We start from the raw sequence: 21,804 nt of genomic DNA, 5'->3' as shown, positions 1-21,804 counted from the left end.
GGTCCTGCACCTCACCGAGGGTGCGCGCTCCTCTTCGGAGCATTGAAAAAACAACATGGGGATGATCGGTTTCGACAGCGGCTGTTGAAGCAGGGGAAGCGTGTCGAGGAAGCGGCAATGATCTCGTTAACCATATGTCGCAACCAATAATCGCCAATTCCAAGAGCGATTCCCGCGCCTTCGCCCTCGCTGCCTAATAAGCAGTGAGTGAAGGCCCTAACGGGTGTCAGCCCGGGGGTGTTCCCGACCCGGACCCTGGCATAATCTAGGGGACTAAACCATCGAGCCCGGTCACGGGGTTCGATGGGAAATCAAACAGTGACTGGGCCCGTCGGCGACTTGTTCGCGTGATCGCCGGGGCCGAGAAAATCGCAGCGAACTGCACACGGAGAAGCCCTGATTCTGCACCGTTGGACGCGGGTTCGATTCCCGCCATCTCCACTCGCCTCTTCCGGGAGGCAACCCCATGTTTGTCATTGAACACAGTGGCAAAGGCCCCGTCGCTTCGAGCGGCGGGGCCTTCGTCATGTCCTGTCCCGGACTGTCCGGACCGTCCCGAGCTTCACATGTTTCCCACATGTAACACGGAACACTCTTGTCCTGCACCCGACATGTATGTCTAAGGTAAGCGCCGCGCCGGACGGAGCCGACCACTCCGCCGCAGGGCGCGTACACCGGCGACCGGGGGAACACCGTCGCCACGGGGAGGACAACCACCATGCCGAGATATCGGCTCTTCACGCGTGCCCGCACGCGATCCAGGCTCCTGACACCGCTGCTGACGTCCGCGGTCGCCGTGGGCCTGATCGGCTCAGTTGCCGTACAACCCGATCTGATCAGCCGGTACGCGGCCGACGACATGGCTTCCGTGGCCGACGTCGGCGACAGCTACGACGGCTTCGACGCCGAGGCCGCCGAACAGCTCCGGGAGGACCAGTGCCGGATGGGCGAGGTGCTGCGGATGGGCGGCCCGGCCATGTTCGGCGTCGCCCAGGACGGACTGAACCAGACGCCGGACAAACTGCACACCGCGGCGAACCGGGAGTACTGGACCACCACCCCGCTGTCGACGGCGTTCGAGCAGGACAGGGACGCCGCCGACAAAGAGGGCTCGGCGCTCTTCGACCACATCCGTGATTTCGAGATCTCCGGTCTGCCCACACCCGGCGGCTTCAAGTCGGTCGTCGACTTCGAGTGGCCGCCTGGGACGAGCAATGACGGCCGCCCCAACTTCTTCCAGCAGACCGGCATCTCCAAGTGGATCTGGGAGCAGTTCTGGAAGGACGAGGGCGACTTCTACCGCGACCTGACCCCGAAGGCCGACGAGGCCACCGTCAAGGCGGTCAAGGACCTGGGCGACCCGCTGTACGGCGGCGACCCCGACCCGAACGCGCCCGACTGGAATCAGGAGTACGAGGAGCACCGGGCCTACGACCACCTGCTGAACTGGTCCATGGAGCCGATGGCCGCCGACAACGCCCGGCTCTTCCTGTCGTACGGCGGCTTCGCGCGCACCGCGCCCGAGCCGGGCAGCGTCGAGTACCGCATCGCCGTCGAGGACCTGAAGAGCCGGTTCGCCTCCTGCGCCTGGCGCACCCCCGTCGACCCGAACAAGGTGCTCGGCAAGGAGGTCGCCGCCGCGTCCGCCGAGTGGCAGCAGGAGATCGCCGCACAGGCCACCCCGCGCAACCAGCTCCTGACCGCCAACAAGACCGCCACCAAGGCCCTCGCCACCGGCTCCAAGGCGCTCGGTGAACTGCTCGGGCTCTCCTGGCGCGCCGACCACCTGGTCCGCTGGCAGGACTACTGGTCGGCCGGCGGCCCCGGTTGGATCGGCACCAGTCCCTTCGTCGTGCACGCCCACGGGGCCACCGACAAGTGCCTGGACGTGGCGGGCGGCAAGAAGGACAACGGCACGCCCGTGCAGATCTACACCTGCAACGCCGGCGCCGGACAGAAGTGGCAGATCGACGGCGACCGTCTGGTCAACCCCAACTCGGGCAAGTGCCTGACCGTCAAGGGCGGCGCGAGCACCAACGGCACGCCGGTGCAGATCTCCACCTGTGGCACCGGGGCCTCGCAGAAGTGGCAGTACGGCACCCACGGCACCTCGCGGCTGTACAACCCGGGCACCGGCAACTGCCTCGACCTCGCGGACTACACCAACAGCCGCGACGGCCGGATGTGGGACTGCACCGGCAAGGCGTCGCAGCAGTTCGACGTCGTCCCGTCCGGGCACCAGGGCGCCGACGACGACCTCGACTACCCGACCAAGGCCCAGTTCGACAAGGCGAAGAAGGGCGTCACGGACGCCCAGACCGCGGCGAAGGCGCAGCTCGACCTGCTCAAGGCCCAGGCCACGACGGCGAAGACGGCCGCCACCACGTCGGACACCGCGCTGACGGCGGCGTACGGCATCGCCGACAAGGCGGGTGCGCCGCGTGGCCGGGGTCTGCTCGTCGGGCAGCAGAAGGCCCAGGTCACCAAGGCCTCGGCCGCCGCGCTGGACGCCCTGGCCAAGGCCGGTGACACCGCCTACGCGGCCACCCGTGCCGCCGCCGGGGACAGCGCCACCGTCGCCGCGCGAGCCCTGACGCAGGCCGCGCAGTCGAAGGCCGCCTTCCGTACCGCGGCAGCGAACGAGGCCAGGGCCCAGGCGAAGGCCGCCGCCGACGCGGCCGCCGTGCAGGCGCAGACGGCCAAGGCCGCCCGCGACCTCGCGAAGGCCAAGCTCGCCGAGACGCGGAAGGCCGAGGCCGACGCGAAGGCCGCGGCCGCCGACGCGCACGCCAAGCGGCTCGCGGCGGAGGCCGAGGCGGCGACGGCGAAGGCGGAGAAGGAGACCGCCGCGCAGAAGCAGGCCGAGGCCGCGCAGCACAAGCAGAACGCGCAGGGGTACGCGCAGACCGCCCAGGAAGCCAAGGGCCGGGCGGAGAACGCCGAGGGCACGGCCCGCGCCAAGCGCCAGGACGCCGAGGCCGCCCGGGACCGCGCCAAGGGCAAGCGGGACGACGCGTGGGACGCCGAGAGCCAGGCCAACGCCGCCCGCGCCAAGGCCAACGCCAAGGACGCCTACGCCGAGGCCCATGAGTCGGACGCCGACGCCAAGGACTCCCGGGCCGCCGCCGACGAGGCGGACAAGGCCGCCGGTGACGCCGAGTCGGCCGCGAGCTCGGCCCGCTCCGAGGCGGACGCGGCAACCCAGGCCGCGGCCGACGCGGACGCCGCCGCCACGCGCGCGGAGGCCGCCGCCCAGCGGGCCCGTTCCGACGCGGACGCGGCCCAGGCAGCCAAGCTCCGGGCGGACGCGGCAGTGCGTACGGCGACCAGCGCCGCTGCCGACGCCATCAAGGCGTCCGAGGCCTCGGCCTCCGCCGCCCGTACCGCGGTCAAACTGGCCGACGAGGCGGAGAAGCACGCCGTCGACGCCATGAAGCAGGCCGACGCGGCGAAGGCCGAGGCCGCCAAGGCGGTCGCGGGCGCGGCGGACGCGGCCGGGCACGCCTACACCACCGCGCAGGCGGCGGAGGACGCCGGCAACGCGGCCCAGCAGGTGGCGGCTCCGGCGAACGACGCGATCCAGCTGGGCGCGCCGTACGTCACCACCGACTCGGCGGCCGGCCTGGCCGTGCTGTCGGGCCAGTCGTCGAAGACGATCGCCGAGCAGCAGCAGGCGGTTGCCGAGGCACACGCGGCCAACGCGCAGAAGAACGCGGCCCAGGCGGCGAGCCTCGCGGCAGCGGCGACCGGTGACGCCAAGGCGGCGTACACGCTGGCCGCGGAGGCCGCCGGGTTCGCGGCGGACGCCCGCAAGTCGGCGAAGGAGGCGCTGGGTTACGCCGCCGAGGCGGCCCAGTACGCGGCGGACGCGCAGGCCTCACTGGCCCGCGCGAAGGAGTACGACCGCCAGGCCACCGAGGACGCGGCCGCCGCCGACCAGGCGGCCGACCGCGCCGAGACCTACGCGGCCGACGCCCGCTCCTCCGCCGACCAGGCGGCCCTGGACGCGGAGGCCGCCCGCACGGCCGCCGCGGAGGCCGAACAGGCCGCCAAGGACGCCCGCGCGGCGGCCGACCGGGCCGACGCGGAGGCGACGGCGGCGGAGCAGGCGGCGAAGGACGCGCAGAAGTACGCGGAGTCGGCGCAGCAGGCGGCCGACCAGGCCGGACGCAAGGATGCCAACAGCCAGGTGCAGACGGGCGCCGGCACCGGGATCGGCGGGGTGTTCTCCGTCATCGACGACATCAAGCAGCGGGGCGACCCGCAGCGGCTGCCGGACGACTGCTCGCGACTTCCCTGCGACCTGGTGTTCGAGGTGCACTTCGATGCGACCGTCAGCTACTACTTCTGTGACAACCCGGACGTTCCGGCCACCGAGTCGGGCTGCCCGGCCGAGGACACGTTCTTCCTCACCACCAAGCCGTTCAAGGACCTGAAGAAGAAGGTCACCATCTCCTCGTGGGAGGCGACCAAGGATCTGTGGAAGGGCATCTTCGACTCGATCATCGGCGACTTCACCGGCTGCTACCACAAGATGACCAGCGCCGACGACGGCGGCAGCTACGGCGACTGCGCCTGGGCCGCGACCTGGCTGCCGCTCGGCGGGCCGATCGCGAGGGTCACCGAGGCGATCCGCGCGGTGGACGCGGCGATGCGCACCGGTGTCGGGGTCGCCGACGCCCTGAAGGCGCTGCGGACCCTGGACGTGGACGCCCGTACGCTCAACGAGATCGAGCGCAGCGCCCGGGTGTACGAGGATCTGCGCACGGCGTGCCCGGTCAACAGCTTCCCCGGTGGCACCGAAGTGGTTCTCGCGGACGGCGGACGCAAGGCGATCCGTGACGTACGGGACGGCGACCTCCTCCTGGCCACCGACCCGGCCACCGGGTGGACCATGGGCGAGCCGGTCACCCGCACGTTCTCGCACCCCACGCAGGACCTGCTGGACATCACCCTGGCGGGCGGCGGAAGCCTGACAAGCACGCCCGGTCACCGCTTCCACGTCGTCGGCCGCGGTTGGACCCTCGCGTCCGACCTGCGCGCCGGTGACCGTCTGCGCACCACCGACGGGACCTCCCACACGGTGGCCTCGGTGGCCGACCGGGACATGGTGGCACCCCGGACCGTGTACGACCTGACCGTGTCCGGCCTGCACACCTTCTACGCGGTGGCAGGCAACACCCCGGTCCTCGTCCACAACTGCAACAACCTCGTGGCCGACGCGAACGAGTTCAGAGGGGTGGCGCACGTTCTCGACGAGCACACGGCGGGCGTGGGAGCCGGGTTCGTCTCCGAGGAGCGGGCGTTCGAACTGGCCGCCGAAAAGGGGGTCAACGGTGTGTTCAAGGATCTCGCCACGGCGCAGGCGGTCGTGGAGGACTGCCTGAAGAGCAAGGCGGGGGAGATCCAGACCTGGCTCCGCGGCACATCCCGGGAGAAGACGCTGACCGGTAAGTTCGGGGCGGATTCCCTGGGTTACGTGGCCAAGGCGGATCGCAGCACTGCGCCGGCGGGCAACGCGTACACGATCATTATCAAGAGGATGAAGGGACACAAGAACGGGTTCTACGTACACACGGCGTACCCGAGATAGGGCCCTGTGGGAGGTGAAGGACGGTGCGAAGCAGCGATGAGTCCGACTTCGGTGTGACCTGGCTGATGAGCATGTTCCACGCGGACTGGACCCATCACGGGCCCACGGCCGCCGATGCGGTCGGCTACCACCTCTGGGACGAACTGGACCCGGAGAGCGTCGTCGCGGTCCGGCGGGACGCGGCGCTGCTGCTGCGCCTGCCCTCGGCGACGATCGAGGCGCTGTGGCTGGCCGGCACGGAGGCCGGGCCGTCCTTCTTCTCCGGAGGGCGTACCGGTGTCACCTCGGGAACGCGGTGGATGGAGACGCTCACCGGCCTGTGCGACACCTGGCTGTCCCGGCACGCCGGGGGCGATGTGGCCGCCGCCGTCCCCGCCGAGTGGGACGGCGTGGAACTGGCCGACACGGTCCTTGCCGAGATCAAGGCGGCGGACTTCCTGCCGGACGAGGTCGGGCGGGCGCTGACCGAGTGCGCCCGCCGCTGCACACCGGACCTCGCGTTCCGCCTGCTGCTGCGGGCGATGCAACAGATCGGCACCGCGTCCGGCGCGGCGCTCTCGCCGGAGCACTACGCCCGGCTCGCGGCACTGGGCTCGGCGTTGCAGTACGGCGAGTTCGTGGTGTCGGAGGTGCAGCACCTGGTGGCGTGACCGACGGTGCCCCTGGCGCCCGGCCGGTGCCGCCAGGGGCACCGTCTTCTCATGCGCGGATGCGGAAGACGGGATGGTCCGCGGGCGCCGGCAGGGCGTCGAGGACGCCGGAGACCGTGGGCATGCCGCCGTAGCGTTCGCGATAGGCGGCGAGCAGCGGTGGGCGGTCGGGTTCCGGGACCTCCTCCACGGTGATCGTCTCGGTGCGGCCGCCGGTGGTGAGGCGGGCCTCGGGGGTGGCACGCAGGTTGAGGGCCCAGTCGCTGAGACCGCGGTAGGAGACGAGGTAGCGCTCGCCCTCGTGGTCCAGGACGGCCACCGGGACCGTGCGCTCGCGACCGGAGCGGCGGCCTATGACGGTGAGGCGGGAGATCATCGACCGCTGGAACAACGGGACCAGCCGGTTGGCTATGTGGCGCTGCATCCAGGGCGGCTTCAAATAGACGCGGGCGGTCATAATTCCCACGATAGGGTGATCCCGAGATTCTCGTAACCGTCGTGGAAGCGAACCCCGCATGACCTCGATGCGCACACCACGCCATCTGCTCGTCCGTGCGCGGGGCGCCGACTCACCGCTGTATCTCGCGGACGAGGAGGGCGCCGACGGCCTCTCCCGGTTCACCCGTTCCCTGCCGCTCGACGACCCCGGGCTCGGGCTGACCGGGTCCCTGGCCGAGCAGCTGACATCGTGGTCGCGGGCCCGCCCGGGGGGAGGGGCGACGTCCCGTCAGAAACTGCGCGGGTACGCGAAGCGGGGGCTGGAGGTCGCCCAGTCGCTGGCCCGGTACCTCGGGCCAGAGTGGGTCGTGCGGTACTGGGACGACGCGTACGCCACCGACAAGTTCGTCTGCTGGGGGTGCCGGCGACTGCACTGGTCCCTCGACGAGCACGACACGCCTCCGTACCCGCTCCGCGTCACCGTCGAGGGCGAGTACAAGTGGCACCCGCTCCGCGCGGAGGGGTTCGGGGACTTCGCTCCGGACGACCCCGCCGCCGGGCTGGACCTGTCCGACGAACTGGTCGCGGACCTGTACAGGTGGGCGGCCGACTTCGACGCCGGCATGGAGCGGTACCTGAACGACAGGGACGACACGAAGGACGACGCGAGGCGCGGGGAACTGGACCTGCGGGGCCGTGACCTGGCCGAGCGCCTGGCTCGTGAAGCGGGCCCGGCCAGGACCGTCACCTATGGCGGACTCGCCTGGGGGACGCCTCAGGCAACCGTCCGCCGCCCCGTACTCGCCCGTTCCGTCATCCGCGGCGGCAGCAGTGTCGACTCCGGTACGGCCGTCCCGTCCAGCTTCTTCATCAGGAGCTCGACCGCTCGCGCGCCCACCTCCGCCGACGGCAGCGCCACCGAGGTGATCGGGACGCGGACCGACTCGGCCAGTTCGTCGGGGCAGATCGCGGTGACCGACAGGTCGGCCGGGACGCGTAGGCCCAGTTGCTCGAAGGCGTCGACCAAGGGCTGCAGCAGGGGTTCGTTGTGGACGACCACTCCTGTCAGCGCAGGTTGCTCGCGCAGGAGTTGTTCGGCCACCTCGCGGGCGGCATCCGGCTCGCAGGGATGGACCGTCGACGACATCCCGCAGCGGTCCGCGGCGGCCGTGAAGCCCTGGACCACGCTCTGGGCGAAGGCGGTCTGCCGGACGTAGACCTCCGGCGGGGAGCCGACGAGGGCCACCACCCGGTGGCCCAGCCGCGCCAGATGCTCCACGCACGCCTCGCCCGCCGCCCTGAAGTCGAGGTCGACGCAGGTCAGACCCTCCGAGGAGACGGGGAAGCCGATCAGCACCGACGGCAGGTCCAGGGTGCGCAGCAACGGGAGCCGGGGATCGTCCAGTTGGACGTCCATCACGATCAGCGCGTCCACCAGTGCCGTGTCCGCGACCCGCGTCAGTCCGTGCTCGCCCTCGTCCTGGGTCAGCAGCAGCACATCGTGGTCGTACCGCCGGGCCGTCGTCACCACCGACACCGCGAACTGCATCACGGTCGGCACGTGGATCCCGGACCTCAAGGGCACGACCAGCGCCAGCACGTTCGACCGTCGGCCGGCCAGGGCACGGGCGCCCGCGTGCGGGCGGTAGCCCAGCTCGCGGATGGCGTCCTCGACCCGCTGCCGGGTCTCCTCGGAGATCGGGCGCTTGCCGCTGAGGGCGTAGGAGACGGTGCTGGGGGAGACCCCGGCCCGCCGCGCCACATCGGTGATCTTCACCATCAGCCCAGCTCCAGGGAGAGAAAGCCGGTCCCGGCCCGCGCCCGCGCCTCGCGCCCGCCCGCGGCCAGCCCCCAGGGAGCCGACGGGTCACCGCAGGACGCCCGCAGCGTGTCCCCTTCGCGTACGACGGTGAAGGCCACCTCGCCGACCCGCACCGTGACCTGCTCGCCCCGCCCGAGGCCGTACGCCCGCAGGGTCACCCCGTCGGCGTGGTCGTAGTCGGGCCGGTCGTCCACCGCTCCCACCGGGAGCACCGCGCCCGGCCTGACCAGCAGCGGCACGCTCAGGAAGTCATGCTTCTCGCGTATCCAGCGCGGCCCGGTCACCGTCTCGCCGGTCACGAAGTGGGTCCACGTGCCCTCGGGGACGTAGTAGGAGACCTCGCCCTCGTCGTTGAACACCGGCGCCACCATCAGGTCGGGGCCGAGCATGTACTGCCGCTCCAGATGCGCGCACCCGGGATCGTCCGGGAACTCCAGGACCGTCGCCCGCATCACCGGCACGCCCTCGGCGTGGGCGGTGCGCGCGGCCTCGTAGAGATACGGCATGAGCCTCAGCTTGAGGCGGGTGAAGTGCCGCAGCACGTCCACGGATTCCTCGTCGAACAGCCACGGCACCCGGTAGGAGGAGCTGCCGTGCAGGCGGCTGTGGGAGGAGAGAAGTCCGAAGGCCAGCCAGCGCTTGAACAGCGCCGGTGTCGGGGTGCCCTCGAAGCCGCCGATGTCGTGGCTCCAGAAGCCGAAGCCGGACAGGCCCAACGACAGCCCCCCGCGCAGCGACTCGGCCATCGACTCGTAGGTCGCCTCGCAGTCGCCGCCCCAGTGCACCGGGAACTGCTGGCTGCCCGCGGTCGCCGAGCGGGCGAAGACCACCGCCTCCTCCTCGCCGCGGTGCTTGCGCAGCACGTCGAAGACGGTCCGGTTGTAGAGGTAGGTGTAGTAGTTGTGCATCCGCTCCGGGTCCGAGCCGTCGGACCACTCCACGTCCAGCGGCACGCGCTCGCCGAAGTCGGTCTTGAAGCAGTCGACGCCCTGCGCGAGGAGAGCCTCCAGCTTGGCGGCGTACCAGTCGCGGGCGGCCGGGCTCGTGAAGTCGACCAGGGCCATGCCGGGCTGCCACAGGTCCCACTGCCACACGCTGCCGTCGGGGCGCTTCAGGAGATGGCCGAGCGCCTTGCCCTCCGCGAACAGGGGAGATCGCTGGGCGATGTACGGATTGATCCATGCCGAGACCCTGAGGCCACGGGCGTGCAACCGCGCGAGCATGCCCTCCGGGTCGGGGAAGACCCGCGGGTCCCACTGGAAGTCGCACCAGTTGAACTCGCGCATCCAGAAGCAGTCGAAGTGGAAGACGGACAGGGGCAGATCGCGCTCCCGCATGCCCTCGATGAACGACGTCACCGTCTCCTCGTCGTACGACGTCGTGAAGGACGTCGACAGCCACAGACCGAAGGACCAGGCGGGCGGGAGGGCCGGGCGGCCGGTGAGGGCCGTGTACTTGCGGATGATCTCCTTCGGGCTCGGGCCGTAGATGACGTAGTACGTCAACTCCTGGGTCTCGGCGCTGAACTGCACCCGCGAGACCGCTTCCGAGCCCACCTCGAAGGAGACCTTGCCCGGGTGGTCGACGAAGACGCCGTAGCCCGCGTCCGTCAGGTAGAACGGGACGTTCTTGTAGGCCTGTTCGGTGGCCGTGCCGCCGTCGGCGTTCCAGATGTCGACGACCTGGCCGTTCTTCACCAGCGGCCCGAAGCGTTCGCCGAGGCCGTACACCGAGGTGCCCACGCCGAGACCCAGCTGCTCGCGCAGGTAGTGGGCGCCCGACGCGTCCCGCATGATGCCCATGCCCTTGGGGCCGCTGCCGGTCAGCAGCCGGCCGCCCGCGAGGAAGTCGACCTGCCAGGTGTCCGTGCGGGCCACCCGGACCGACAGCGCGCCGGAGGTGAGGGTGGCGTGCTCCTCGTCGTACTCCGTGTGAGCCGTGAAGTCCTCTTTACGGACGTCGAACTGGGGCCCCTGCGGCTGCTCGCCCTCGAAGTGGGTGAAGGTGACGCCGATGACGTCGGGTATCGGGGCATGGGCGCTGATCGTCACGACCGGTCCCTTCAACAGGTCGCCGCGGCGGCGGATGGGCTGGGTCGGCGCGAGGATGTCCAGCCGGCCGTCCGATGCGGCGACCTCGTGGACCTGGGCCGGATGCGCCGCGGTGACGCCCTCGCGCAGCAACCAGTAGCCGTCGGTGAACTTCACGTGGGGGGTCCTTACTTCACGGCACCCACGGCGATACCGCGGGTGAGGGTTCGCTGGAAGACGAGGAAGAACACGATCGCGGGCAGAACGCCCAGCAGGGCGGCCGCGTTGGTCATCGTGGCGTCCATCAGGCGCTGGCCCTGGAGGACGCCGAGGGCCACCGACACCGTCTGGTTGTCGTTGGAGATCAGCATGACCAGGGGGAGCAGGAACTCGTTCCAGGTCCAGATGAAGAAGAAGACCAGCAGCACACCGAGGGTGGGGCGGCTGACGGGGACGACGATCCGCCACAGGACCTGCCACCGGTTGGCGCCGTCGATGCGGGCCGCCTCCAGGATCTCGCGGGGGAACTGGCCGAGGACCGCGGAGAGCAGATACGTGCCGAACGCCGCCTGGATCACCGTGAACACGATGATCACGCTCAACCTCGTGTCGTAGAGGCCGACTTCCTTGCTCAGGTAGTAGACCGGGTAGACCAGCGCCTCCTGCGGCAGCATGTTGGCGAGGACGAAGAAGGCGAGCACCCAGGTCCGGCCCTTGATGCGGCCGATGCCGATCGCGTAGGCGTTCAGGACGGACAGGATCACGGCCAGTACCGCCACCGAGCCGCTGATCAGGACCGAGTTGACCAGCTTCTGCCCGAAGTCGACCCGTTCCCAGAAGTCCTTGATGCCGGTCGTGTACAGGCCGTCGGGGAGGCTGAGGGGGCCGTTCTGGGCGTACTCCGTGGGCGACTTGAAGGCGTTGACCGTGACGATCAGGAACGGCACGATCATGAACAGGGCCGCGATGCACAGGGCGATCAGGACCGGGTAGCGGCGCAGGGCGGTGGTCATGAGTCGGTCCTCTCCTGGAGCCGCAGACCGATCAGGGAGAGCGCGAGGATGAGCACCGTCAGCACGGTGGAGATCGCGGCGCCGTAGCCGACCTGCGTCTTCTCGAAGAACGTGGTGAAGGAGAAGTAGGAGGGCACGTCGGTGGCGCCGCCGGGCCCGCCCTTCGTGAGCACGTACACCGCGCCGAACACCTTGAGCGCGGCGATCGAGCACCAGGTGAGGACGACGTAGATCTCCGGCCGGATCTGGGGCAGCGTGATGTGCCAGAAGCGGCGCCACCAGCCGGCGCCGTCCAGTTCGGCCGCCTCGTACAGCTGGGGGTCGACGCGCTGCAGGCCCGCCATGAAGACGACCAGTGGGAAGCCCAGCTGGACCCAGATCATGACGCCCATGACGCTGTAGAGCGCGAGGTCGGGGTCGCCCAGCCAGTCCTGCTGCCAGGAGCCGAGGCCGATCGCCTTCAGGAGCGCGTTGAGCGAGCCGTTGTCCGGGGCGAGGATCCAGCTCCAGACGATGCCCGCGACCGCGATCGGCAGCACCTGGGGCAGGTAGAAGCAGGCGCGGAGAACGGCGGCTGTTCTGGATCCGAAGTGCTTGCCGACGTAGTCGAACAGGGCGGCGGCGAGGACCAGTCCGAGGGCCGTGGGGATCGCCGCCATCGCCACGACCATGAACAGGCTGTGCCGGAAGGACGCCCAGAACTCGGAATCGTCCATCAGCTCGCGGTAGTTGGCGAGTCCCGACCACTCGGGGGAGCCCACGCCCTGCCAGTCCGTGAAGCTCACGTACGTGTTCATCACGAACGGCAGGACGATGACCGCGAGGAAGGCGAGGGCGCCCGGCAGGAGGAAGAGGGCGTAGGAGTCGCGGGGGCGGCGCGGGGGCCGTACGGCGGCGCCCTTGCCGGCCGCCCGCGCACTGCGCTCGACGGTCACCGTCATTGCTTCGGTGCGCCCTTGTCGTAGGCCTCCTGGAGATCGCTGAGGTAGCCGTCGGGCTTCTCGCTGCCCGTGATCAGCTTCTGGGTCCCGGAGACGAGGACGTCGTAGAAGCCGGGGACCGGCCAGTCGGGGTAGAAGGCCAGGCCGTCGTTCTTGGAGAGGGTGTTGAAGTCGTCGATCAGGGTCTTCGACTGGGGGTCGGTGATGGCGGCGGCGTCGGCCGCGACCGGGACGCCGCCGGAGTTGCCGAGCAGGTTCTGGATCTTCTTCGACATGGTGATGTCGATGAAGTCGTAGGCGAGGTCCTTGTTCTTCGAACCCTTCGGTACGACCCAGAGGTTGCCGCCGGAGCCGAGGGTGAGCTTCGAGTCGGGCCACCGGAAAGTGCCCCAGTCGAACTTGTTGTCCGTCTTGAAGCGGCCGTACCACCAGCTGCCGGAGAACAGGATCGGCGCCTTGCCGGAGGTGAAGGAGACGCCGGCCGCCTCTTCGTTCTGGCCGCTGGAGGACTTGCTGAAGTAGCCCTTCTGCACCCAGCCGGCGAAGGTCTCGGCGCCGTACGTCCAGGCCGTGTCGTGGAAGTCCGTCCTGCCCTTGTAGAGCTGGTAGGCGTCGACCCACGAGCGGTCGGCCTTCGACAGCGCCAGCTGGTAGAGGTACTGCTGGGCCGGGTAGGCGGCGCCGCCGTTGGCGAGGGGGGTGACCTTGTTCTCGACGAACGTGTCCATCGCGGCGGTCAGTTCGTCGAAGGTCTTCGGCTCGGCGATGCCGTACTTCTTGAAGAGGTCCTTGTTGTAGTAGACCAGCGTGTACTCGGCGTAGTTGGGGACGCCGTACCACTTGCCGGAGCCCATCACGCCGTTGGTGTCGTAGAGGCTCGTCGTGCGCACGCTCGGGCTGAGCTTCTTGTCCCAGCCGCGCTTGGCCGCCTCGTCCGTGAGGTCGGTGAGCAGGCCCTGCTTCGAGAGCAGGCCCGCGGTCGCGTTGCCCTTGTTGTACTCCATGAGGTCGGGCGCGTCCGAGGAGTTGAGGACCATCGGGGCGGTCTTCTGGATCTGGTCGAAGCTCTTCTCCTCGAACTCCACCTTCACACCGGGGTGCGTGGCCTCGAACTCCTTGATCGCCTCCTTCCAGGCGATGCCCATCGCGCTGGTCGGACCCTCGTAGTGCCAGAGCCTGAGTGTCTTGCCGTCGGAGGACCCGCTGTCCGATCCCCCGCAGGCTGTCAGCAGCAGTGATCCGCTCAGGATCACCGCCGCACCCACCACACGCCTTCGTGCCGTCAACATCCCGTACCTCCGGGGAGTCGGATGGTGCTTCGGGCCGGGCGCCACGCAGGGGTCGTCGATTCGACTCGATTCGACGACGCCTGTCGAAGCGCTTCGACGAAGGAACGTATGCGGCGCCTTTGAAGGTCGTCAATGGGTTATGCAGGATCAGGTGAAGCGATTCGACGACTTGGTCGGGGTGAGGGTGGGCGTCATGCTGTCGGGGGTGTGGCGTGGGTGTGGGCGGCCGGGCCGACATGAGGGTGGTCGGCGTTGCGGCTGTGGTGATCGTGGCCCGGTGTTGTAGGTGGTTCGGCCGGTGCGAGAGCGGTTACCAGGGCTGCGGTGGCTGTGGTGGTCGGGGTGCCATGGCGGGTCGCGGGCGAGAGGTGGTCGGCTGTCCGGCCGTCGGCCGTGTAGCCACGGGCGGCCGGGCCGACACAGGGGCGGTCGTCAGGGCCGTGCGGCTGTGGTGGTCGGGGTGCTGGAGTGGGGCGTGGGCGTGTCGTGCGCGGTTGTCTGGCCGACGCGAGTGTGGGCGGCAGGTTTGTCGCCGTCGGGGCTGGTCGGGGTGCTGGAGTGGGGCGTGGGCGTGTCGTGCGCGGTTGTCCGGTTTCCGACGCGAGTGTGGGCGGCAGGGTCGTCGCCGTCGGGGCTGGTCGGGGTGCTGGAATGGGCCGTGGGCGGCTCGTGCGCGATCGTCTGGCCGACGCGAGCCTGGGCGGCCGGTTTGTCGGCGTCGCGGTGATCAGGGTGCTGGAGTGGGCCGTGGGCGGCTCGTGCGCGGTCGGCCGGGTGGCACGAGTGCGGTCATCAGGGCCGTCGCCGCCGCGATGATCGGGACGCCGTAGCCCGCCGTCGGTGAGACGTGTTCCACCGTCCAGCCGCCCGCCGCGCTGCCGCAGGCGATTCCGCCGAGCAGGCCGGTCACCGCGAGGGTCATGCCCTCGTTGAGGCGGCCGGGTGGGGTGCGCCGCTGGATCAGGGTCATCCCGGTGACCATCGTCGGGGCGGTCGCCATCCCGGCGATCAGCAGCGCGCCCGCCAGGGCGAGCAGGGAACCGGTGAGGGAGGCGGCCAGCAGGGGGAGCGTCAGCAGGGTCGTCATGGCGACGATGCACCACACGTACCGGTCCTCGGCGGATCCGGTCCGTCGCATCGCCCCGTAGACCAGTCCCGCCGCGCACGAACCGGCCGCCTGGAGCGCGAGCACGATCCCGGCCGCCGAGCGGTGTCCCTGCGCGTCGGCGAAGGCGATGGTGACGACCTCCATCGAGCCGAAGACGGCACCCATGGCAAGGCAGACGGCGAGCAGCGGCGGGATGCCGGGGGAGCGGAAGGGCGCCTGCGAAGGCCCGTGCTTCCGCACCGGCGGTTCCGTCGCACGTTGCGCGGCGAACACCAGCACGCCCGTCACCAGCAGCACCACCCCGGCCAGCGTGCCCGCCTCCGGGAAGAACGCCGTGCACAGGAAGGTCGCGAGGACCGGGCCCAGCATGAAGCCCGCCTCGTCCACGGCCTGCTCGAAGGAGTTCGCGACATGGAGGGCCTTCTCGTCGCCGGCGAGGAGGTGAGCCCAACGGGCACGCGACATGCCGCCGAGGTTGGGCGTGGTGGCGGTGGCGGCGTACGAGACGAAGAGCGTCCACGCCGGTGCGCCGAGGCGGACGCACAGCAGCAGCGCCAGCGAACCCAGTGCGGCGAGCACCGTCGCCGGTACGGCGATCTTGGCCTGTCCATGTCGGTCGACGAGCCGCGCGGTCCACGGGCCGACCACCGCCGTCGCTGCGAGGCCCGCCGCGGTGACGGCGCCGGCGAGGGCGTACGACCCACGCGTCCCCGCGATCATGACGACCGCGCTGACGCTGAACATGCCCATGGGCAGGCGGGCGAGAAGGTTCCCGATGGTGAAGGCGCGGGCTCCGGGGGTGGCGAGAAGACGGCGGTAGGGACCGGGGTCGCGCGGGGCCCGGGAACTCCGTGTGGTTCGTGGGCTGAAGTCGACGACGACGAGGGCGTCGGCGGTCGTGGTGAACATCGTTCGGTCCGGTTGCGGCATGCGCCTACCGTCGCGTGGAGACGATCAAGGGGTCCAACACCTTCTCCGTGCCGATTCACGCACCTGTGTTGTAAGTTCGCCAAATGTCCGTGCCCAACCCGAGTCGCAGCCCGAGTCCCGGCCCCCGCTCCCACCACCTCGACCCACGTCTCCTGCGCGCCTTCCTCGCCGTCGCCGACGAGCTCCACTTCACGCGCGCGGCGGCCCGGCTCTACGTCGCCCAACAGGCGCTCAGCCGTGATGTGCGGCGGCTGGAGCGGGAGCTGGGTGCGGAGCTGTTCGTGCGCACGACCCGGCAGGTGACACTGACCGGCGACGGCGAGCGGCTGGTGCCGTACGCCCGCCGGGCCCTGGAAGCCCAGGACGAGCTGCTCGCCGCCTTCGCGCAGGCCCGCCCGCTGCTCGTGGACCTGAACTTCCCCGACCAGGCCACCGCCCGCGCCGTGCTGCTGCGGGCCCGGGCACTCGCCCCCGAGCAGGAGCTGATGGCCCGCTACGAGAGCGGGCTGACCGGCGCCGCGGGCGAGCTGTTGGCCGGTCGCCTCGACGCGTCCTTCGGCCGGTTCGCCGGTCTCGACCCGGCGCTGCGGGCGGGCCTGGACCACCAGCCCGTGCGCTTCGAGCCCATGGCCGTGGTCCTGCCGGAGGACCACCCGCTGGCCTCCCTGGAGCGGGTGCCGCTCGCCGCCCTGGAGGGCGAGACCGTGTACGCGGGGGCCGGAAATCCGCGTACTCCGGAATGGACCGATCTCGCTCGTCGGCTGTTCGAAGGACGGGGCATCGACATCGCCCCGCCGGCCCCGCTCGCGGTCGGCGACGAGGAGTTCCAGCGGATCATGGCGAAGACCCGGAACCCGATTCTCGCGGTCGTGGATTTTCCGGCCATGCCCGCCACCGTGCTGCGTCCGCTGGTCGACCCGGTACCTCTGTCGCCCGTGTCGCTGGTGTGGCGCAGGGGGCTGACGCATCCAGCGTTCGACGCCCTTCGGCGCGCCGCAATCGAACTCTCCGTCGAACATGACTGGCTTCGTCGACCCGCCGATGGATGGATTCCAGCCACTGATTTGCTCGATATGAACATCCACAAATGACACGTGGCAATCACACTTCCTCCGCGTGCGCTACATTCGTGATCTGAGCACGGTGTGGTAAAGGGGGCGCTCGGATCGGGTGGGGGCCCGGTTCAGCCGACGTGTGCTCAAGGTCGAGAGCGCGCCCAGAACAGTCCGTGGGGGATGTGCGTGCGCGTGAAGAACGTAAAAAAGTGGCGAGAAGACGCCCAACCGGAGTGGCCCGAGGCTGCATCAGGCACCCAGGACATACCGACAGCTGGGGGTACTACCCAGACGTTTTCGGAAACCGGTGAAACCGGTACAACCGGAGTGCGGGACGACGACGGGAACCGGGACTTCCCCGGGGCGCCGAGAGTGGACCGCGGCGAGGGTGCCCCGGAGCCGGCAGGCCGCAGAGCCGTCGTACGCGATCCGTGGGACGAGTCCGGCAGCGGTGCCAGTCACGCACACGATCCGCACGAGGTGACCGTCCAGCTCGACGGGGTCGGCCTGAACGGCGACGACCGCGTCGAGGGCCGCCCCGGAGGCGAGGGCGGGTCCGAGAGCTCCGACGGCCCGGTGTTCGTCGACGAGTCGGGCCGGCGCAGCCGCCGCTTCCGCCGTATCGGCATCGCCGTCGGTCTGGCCTGCGCGGTCTACGCCGTCGTCATCGTCGTCACCCTGCTGTCCGGCAACTCCAACGCGCCCTGGCTCCCCATGACCGGCCCGAAGGACGACGCCCCGGCCGGCAAGGTCGACACCAGTCCGATGCCGGCCGAGTCCACCAAGCCCTCCGTCCCCGCAGGGGTGATCCCGGGGACCACCCCGACGGTCAGCGGCGGGGTGACACCGGCCCCCGGGGCCAGCGGCACCGCGCCCGGAGCCACCGTGAACCCGGGCAAGCCGGGGACGTCCGCCGATCCGTCGGCGACCGCGACCCAGCCCGGCGGCAACCCGTCGGTCAGCGCCGATCCCTCGACGCAGCCGACCCAGTCGGTCACCCCGCCGCCCAGCCCCTCGGTCACCCCGCCCGTCACCACCAGCCCCGACCCCTCGGTCGCCCCGACCGAGACCACGGGCGGCGGCAGCGCAGGACCCGGCACGGTGGCCGACGGACCACCCTCACCCGTGCCCGTGGCGTCGGAGACTCCCGGCACGACGGCTCCCGTGCCCTCCGGCGCTCCGTTAGCCTCCCCGTCTCCGGAGCACATTCTGTGATGCCGCCGCACCAGTCCCGGCACGGCGGCCGACGGCCCGCCGTCGCCCGTCGCGTCGGAGACCTCCGGTACGCCGGCTCGGGTGACTTCCGGCGTCCCGTTGTCTTCCTCGTCCCCGGAGCACCTTCTGTGAGGGCATCCCGCGATCGCCGTGCGGGGGCCGCACCTGGGGCCTCTGCCGGCTCGGCCGCCTCATCGCCCGTCTGCTCGCTCGTCGCGTCGGAGGTCTCCGGCACGACGGCTCCCGAGCCCTCCGGCGCCCCGCTCTCCTCCCCGTTCCCGGAGTACGTCCTCTAATGGCATCCCGAACCCGCCGCCCGGGGGCCGCACCAGGAGCCCCCGACGGCTCCAGGCGCCGTCGCCTGCCCATGCGCCTGCTGCTGCCCGTGCTCATCCTCGTCGCACTGATGGCGATGCTGATGCTGCGCGGCTACGTCCACAGCGAGATCCTCGCCGACCACCGCATCCAGTCCGAGGCCTCCACCGACAAGGTGCCGGAGAAGATCCTCGACGGCGGCCCGGTGATCGACACCCGCAGCGGCCGCACCACCAGCCTGAAGATGCCGGACCACCGGCTCGTCCTCACCTTCGACGACGGTCCCGACCCGACCTGGACCCCCAAGGTCCTGGACGTCCTCAAGGAGCACCACGCCCACGCGGTCTTCTTCGTCACCGGCACCATGGCCTCCCGCTATCCGGACCTGGTCAAGCGCATCGTCGCCGAGGGCCACGAGATCGGGCTGCACACCTTCAACCACCCCGACCTGTCCTTCCAGTCCGAGAAACGCATCGACTGGGAGCTGTCCCAGAACCAGCTCGCCCTCGCCGGCGCCGCCGGCATCCGCACCTCGCTCTTCCGCCCGCCGTACTCCTCCTTCGCCGACGCCATGGACGACAAGTCCTGGCCGGTCACCCAGTACATCGGCACCCGCGGCTACATCACGGTCGTCAACAACACCGACAGCGAGGACTGGCGCAAGCCGGGCGTCCAGCAGATCCTGCGCAACGCCACCCCGAAGAACGGCAAGGGCGCGATCGTGCTGATGCACGACTCCGGCGGCGACCGCCACCAGACGGTCCAGGCGCTCGACCGGCTTCTGCCCGACATGCAGCACAAGGGCTACGAGTTCGACAACCTCACCGAGGCACTCGACGCGCCCACCGCGCACACCGCCGTCGCCGGCCCCGAGCTGTGGAAGGGCAAGGCGTGGATCTTCCTCGTCCAGGCCTCCGAGCACATCACCGACGTCCTCGTCGTCGGTCTCTCGATCATCGGCTCCCTGGTCATCGCCCGCTTCGTCCTCATGCTGCTGCTCTCGGGCATCCACGCCCGCCGGGTGCGCCGCAAGGACTTCCGCTGGGGAGAGCCGGTCACCCAGCCGGTGTCGGTGCTGGTCCCGGCGTACAACGAGGCCAAGTGCATCGAGAGCACCGTCCGTTCACTGATGGCGAGCGAGCACCCCATCGAGGTGCTGGTCATCGACGACGGTTCGAGCGACGGCACCGCCCGGATCGTCGAGGCGATGGGCCTGCCGAACGTCCGGGTCGTACGCCAGCTGAACGCGGGCAAGCCGGCGGCGCTGAACCGCGGTCTGGCGAACGCCCGTCACGACATCATCGTGATGATGGACGGGGACACCGTCTTCGAACCTTCCACGGTCCGCGAGCTCGTGCAGCCCTTCGGTGACCCGCGCGTGGGAGCCGTGGCCGGCAACGCCAAGGTCGGCAACCGGGACTCCATGATCGGCGCCTGGCAGCACATCGAGTACGTGATGGGCTTCAACCTCGACCGCCGGATGTACGACGTCCTGCGCTGCATGCCGACGATCCCCGGCGCGGTCGGGGCGTTCCGCCGCTCCGCCCTGGAACGCGTCGGCGGCATGAGCGACGACACGCTCGCCGAGGACACCGACATCACGATGGCCATGCACCGGGACGGCTGGCGCGTGGTCTACGCGGAGAAGGCGCGCGCCTGGACGGAGGCACCGGAATCGGTGCAACAGCTCTGGTCCCAGCGCTACCGGTGGTCGTACGGCACCATGCAGGCGATCTGGAAGCACCGGAAGGCACTGGTGGAACGGGGCCCGTCGGGCCGCTTCGGCCGCGTAGGCCTGCCCCTGGTCTCTCTGTTCATGGTGGTGGCGCCCCTGCTGGCCCCCCTGATCGACGTATTCCTTCTCTACGGCGTCGTCTTCGGCCCGACCGAGAAGACGATCGTGGCCTGGCTGGGCGTCCTCACGATCCAAGTGGTCTGCGCCGCCTACGCGTTCCGGCTGGACCGGGAACGCATGACACACCTGATCTCGCTGCCGTTGCAGCAGATCCTCTACCGCCAGCTCATGTACGTCGTGCTGCTCCAGTCCTGGATCACGGCCCTCACCGGAGGCCGCCTGCGCTGGCAGAAGCTGCGCCGCACGGGAGTCGTCGAGGCACCGGGCGGACCGGTGCAGAGGCAGCGGACGCCCAAGGGCAGTGACGAACGGAGGCCGGTCGGATGACGCAGGAGTACACGGCGGGTCAGCGGGAACATCGCGGGGTGGTTCCTCCACCCAAGGCGCCCGGCCGTGACCGCTATCTGGACCTTCTCCGCTCCCTGGCGCTGGTCCGCGTGGTCCTCTACCACCTCTTCGGCTGGGCGTGGCTGACCGTACTGTTCCCGTCGATGGGCGTGATGTTCGCGCTGGCGGGCTCGCTGATGGCGCGCTCGCTGAACAGGCCGACCCTGAGCGTGATCAGGGGCAGGATCCGCCGACTCCTGCCTCCGCTGTGGGCGTTCAGCGCGGTGGTGCTGCCGCTGATGTTCGTCGGCGGCTGGAAGCTCTCGGAGGACCCGGACCACAGCGGCACCTGGGGCCTCCTGGAGCTGGTCAACTACGTCATCCCGATCGGGGCACCGCCGTACCCCTGGGAGGTCGGCTTCCCGAAGGACCTGCTGGAAAGCACGTGGGCGGACCAGGCGGTGGGCCCGCTGTGGTACCTCCGCGCGTATCTGTGGTTCGTGCTGGCCTCCCCGCTGCTGCTGTGGGCGTTCCGCAGGGTGCCGTGGGCGACCCTGCTGGCACCGCTGGCCCTGACGGCCGTGGTGGGCACGGGGCTGGTGACGATCCCCGGCGAACTGGGCAACGCGGTCACCGACTTCGCGGTCTACGGCAGCTGCTGGGTCCTCGGTTTCGCGCACCACGAGGGGGTGCTGGCGAAGGTCCCGCGCTACCTCGCCGTCTCCGGTGCGGTCATGGTGATGGCCTTCGCCCTGTGGTGGGCGTCCGGTCATCTGGGCCCCGAGGGCTGGGACCTGAACGACATCCCGCTGGCCCAGGCGGCCTGGTCCTTCGGTTTCGTGGTGATCCTGCTCCAGTACTCGCCTTCGTGGCAGGAGCTGCCGGGCCGGCTGGCCCGCTGGGACAAACTGGTGACCCTCTCCAACAACCGGGCCGTCACCATCTACCTCTGGCACAACCTGCTGATCATGGCCACGGTCCCGATCATCGACCTGGCGTACCGCCTCCCCTTCATGCAGAGCGACCGCGCGGTCGCGGCGCTCGACGCGACGGACATGCTCTGGATGTTCTTCCTGGTCTGGCCACTGATCGGACTCGCGATCCTGGCATTCGGGTGGATCGAGGACCTGGCGGCGAAGCGCAGGCCGAGGCTGTGGCCGAACGGTTCACGGCGGGGTCGAGCCCGCTCCGCGGTGACCACGACCCACGGATCCTGACGACTT

13 protein-coding genes and 1 other RNA gene are annotated in these 21,804 nt (G+C 70.2%); 7 read left to right on the top strand and 7 right to left on the bottom strand.

What is annotated here, in order from left to right; translation table 11 throughout:
• Positions 1-57: 57 nt before the first annotated feature.
• The 3 genes from ssrA to AQJ46_RS39290 all read left to right on the top strand — a co-directional run bounded on the left by ssrA (position 58) and on the right by AQJ46_RS39290 (position 6,243).
• Positions 58-444: a transfer-messenger RNA gene (gene ssrA, locus AQJ46_RS39300) on the top strand.
• Positions 445-718: 274 nt separating this feature from the next.
• A complete protein-coding gene (locus tag AQJ46_RS39295; RefSeq protein WP_059210119.1) occupies positions 719-5,593 on the top strand; it encodes a ricin-type beta-trefoil lectin domain protein in 4,875 nt (1,624 codons plus the stop codon).
• 23 nt (positions 5,594-5,616) lie between these two features.
• Positions 5,617-6,243 (top strand): hypothetical protein, encoded by a 627-nt coding sequence (locus tag AQJ46_RS39290; protein WP_225887505.1) that lies wholly within the window; start codon positions 5,617-5,619, stop codon positions 6,241-6,243.
• 49 nt (positions 6,244-6,292) lie between these two features.
• Here the strand turns inward: AQJ46_RS39290 and AQJ46_RS39285 are convergent, their stop codons facing one another.
• From AQJ46_RS39285 to AQJ46_RS39250, 7 genes are all read right to left on the bottom strand, one after another.
• Positions 6,293-6,700: a nitroreductase family deazaflavin-dependent oxidoreductase gene (locus AQJ46_RS39285; RefSeq protein ID WP_059210118.1), complete on the bottom strand. Its 408-nt coding sequence runs from the start codon at positions 6,698-6,700 to the stop codon at positions 6,293-6,295.
• A 756-nt stretch (positions 6,701-7,456) separates the two neighbouring features.
• Positions 7,457-8,461, bottom strand: coding sequence for a LacI family DNA-binding transcriptional regulator (locus AQJ46_RS39275; RefSeq protein ID WP_059210116.1), 1,005 nt, complete (start codon positions 8,459-8,461; stop codon positions 7,457-7,459).
• Positions 8,461-10,710, bottom strand: a complete 2,250-nt coding sequence (yicI, locus tag AQJ46_RS39270; RefSeq protein ID WP_059210115.1) for an alpha-xylosidase — start codon at positions 10,708-10,710, stop codon at positions 8,461-8,463. Before yicI ends, AQJ46_RS39275 begins: the two co-directional genes overlap by 1 nt.
• An 11-nt stretch (positions 10,711-10,721) precedes the next feature.
• Positions 10,722-11,546 (bottom strand): carbohydrate ABC transporter permease, encoded by an 825-nt coding sequence (locus tag AQJ46_RS39265; protein ID WP_059210114.1) that lies wholly within the window; start codon positions 11,544-11,546, stop codon positions 10,722-10,724.
• The gene (locus AQJ46_RS39260; protein WP_059210113.1) at positions 11,543-12,487 is read right to left on the bottom strand and encodes a carbohydrate ABC transporter permease; all 945 of its coding nucleotides are present in this window, start codon (positions 12,485-12,487) and stop codon (positions 11,543-11,545) included. Before AQJ46_RS39260 ends, AQJ46_RS39265 begins: the two co-directional genes overlap by 4 nt.
• The gene (locus tag AQJ46_RS39255) at positions 12,484-13,776 is read right to left on the bottom strand and encodes an ABC transporter substrate-binding protein (RefSeq protein ID WP_208617054.1); all 1,293 of its coding nucleotides are present in this window, start codon (positions 13,774-13,776) and stop codon (positions 12,484-12,486) included. The genes AQJ46_RS39260 and AQJ46_RS39255 overlap by 4 nt, the downstream gene beginning before the upstream one ends.
• A 727-nt stretch (positions 13,777-14,503) precedes the next feature.
• Positions 14,504-15,814 carry an MFS transporter gene (locus AQJ46_RS39250; RefSeq protein ID WP_059210112.1) on the bottom strand — a complete coding sequence of 437 codons (1,311 nt, stop codon included), beginning with the start codon at positions 15,812-15,814 and terminating at the stop codon, positions 14,504-14,506.
• A gap of 83 nt (positions 15,815-15,897) precedes the next feature.
• Here AQJ46_RS39250 and AQJ46_RS39245 point away from each other — a divergent pair, with 83 nt between their 5' ends.
• The 4 genes from AQJ46_RS39245 (at position 15,898) to AQJ46_RS39230 (ending at position 21,798) form a co-directional block, all read left to right on the top strand.
• The gene (locus tag AQJ46_RS39245; protein WP_059210111.1) at positions 15,898-16,905 is read left to right on the top strand and encodes a LysR family transcriptional regulator; all 1,008 of its coding nucleotides are present in this window, start codon (positions 15,898-15,900) and stop codon (positions 16,903-16,905) included.
• 291 nt (positions 16,906-17,196) lie between these two features.
• Positions 17,197-18,084 (top strand): hypothetical protein, encoded by an 888-nt coding sequence (locus AQJ46_RS39240; RefSeq protein WP_225887504.1) that lies wholly within the window; start codon positions 17,197-17,199, stop codon positions 18,082-18,084.
• Positions 18,085-18,379: 295 nt separating this feature from the next.
• On the top strand, positions 18,380-20,581 hold the full coding sequence (locus AQJ46_RS39235) for a glycosyltransferase (protein ID WP_059210110.1): 2,202 nt from the start codon (positions 18,380-18,382) through the stop codon (positions 20,579-20,581).
• The gene (locus tag AQJ46_RS39230; RefSeq protein ID WP_059210109.1) at positions 20,578-21,798 is read left to right on the top strand and encodes an acyltransferase family protein; all 1,221 of its coding nucleotides are present in this window, start codon (positions 20,578-20,580) and stop codon (positions 21,796-21,798) included. The genes AQJ46_RS39235 and AQJ46_RS39230 overlap by 4 nt, the downstream gene beginning before the upstream one ends.
• Positions 21,799-21,804 lie beyond the last annotated feature (6 nt).

Origin of the sequence: Streptomyces canus, assembly GCF_001514145.1 — a bacterium.
Taxonomy (GTDB): Bacteria; Actinomycetota; Actinomycetes; order Streptomycetales; family Streptomycetaceae; genus Streptomyces; species Streptomyces canus.
The sequence above is the reverse complement of the archived record's forward strand: the minus strand, read 5'-3'. Positions and strand labels throughout refer to the sequence as shown.

Coding starts and splice junctions, on each gene's coding strand:
- AQJ46_RS39295 (WP_059210119.1), top strand. CDS start 719: ATGCCGAGATATCGGCTCTTCACGCGTGCCCGCACGCGATCCAGGCTC.
- AQJ46_RS39285 (WP_059210118.1), bottom strand. CDS start 6,700: ATGACCGCCCGCGTCTATTTGAAGCCGCCCTGGATGCAGCGCCACATA.
- AQJ46_RS39275 (WP_059210116.1), bottom strand. CDS start 8,461: ATGGTGAAGATCACCGATGTGGCGCGGCGGGCCGGGGTCTCCCCCAGC.
- AQJ46_RS39265 (WP_059210114.1), bottom strand. CDS start 11,546: ATGACCACCGCCCTGCGCCGCTACCCGGTCCTGATCGCCCTGTGCATC.
- AQJ46_RS39260 (WP_059210113.1), bottom strand. CDS start 12,487: ATGACGGTGACCGTCGAGCGCAGTGCGCGGGCGGCCGGCAAGGGCGCC.
- AQJ46_RS39255 (WP_208617054.1), bottom strand. CDS start 13,776: ATGTTGACGGCACGAAGGCGTGTGGTGGGTGCGGCGGTGATCCTGAGC.
- AQJ46_RS39250 (WP_059210112.1), bottom strand. CDS start 15,814: ATGCCGCAACCGGACCGAACGATGTTCACCACGACCGCCGACGCCCTC.
- AQJ46_RS39245 (WP_059210111.1), top strand. CDS start 15,898: ATGTCCGTGCCCAACCCGAGTCGCAGCCCGAGTCCCGGCCCCCGCTCC.
- AQJ46_RS39235 (WP_059210110.1), top strand. CDS start 18,380: ATGGCATCCCGAACCCGCCGCCCGGGGGCCGCACCAGGAGCCCCCGAC.
- AQJ46_RS39230 (WP_059210109.1), top strand. CDS start 20,578: ATGACGCAGGAGTACACGGCGGGTCAGCGGGAACATCGCGGGGTGGTT.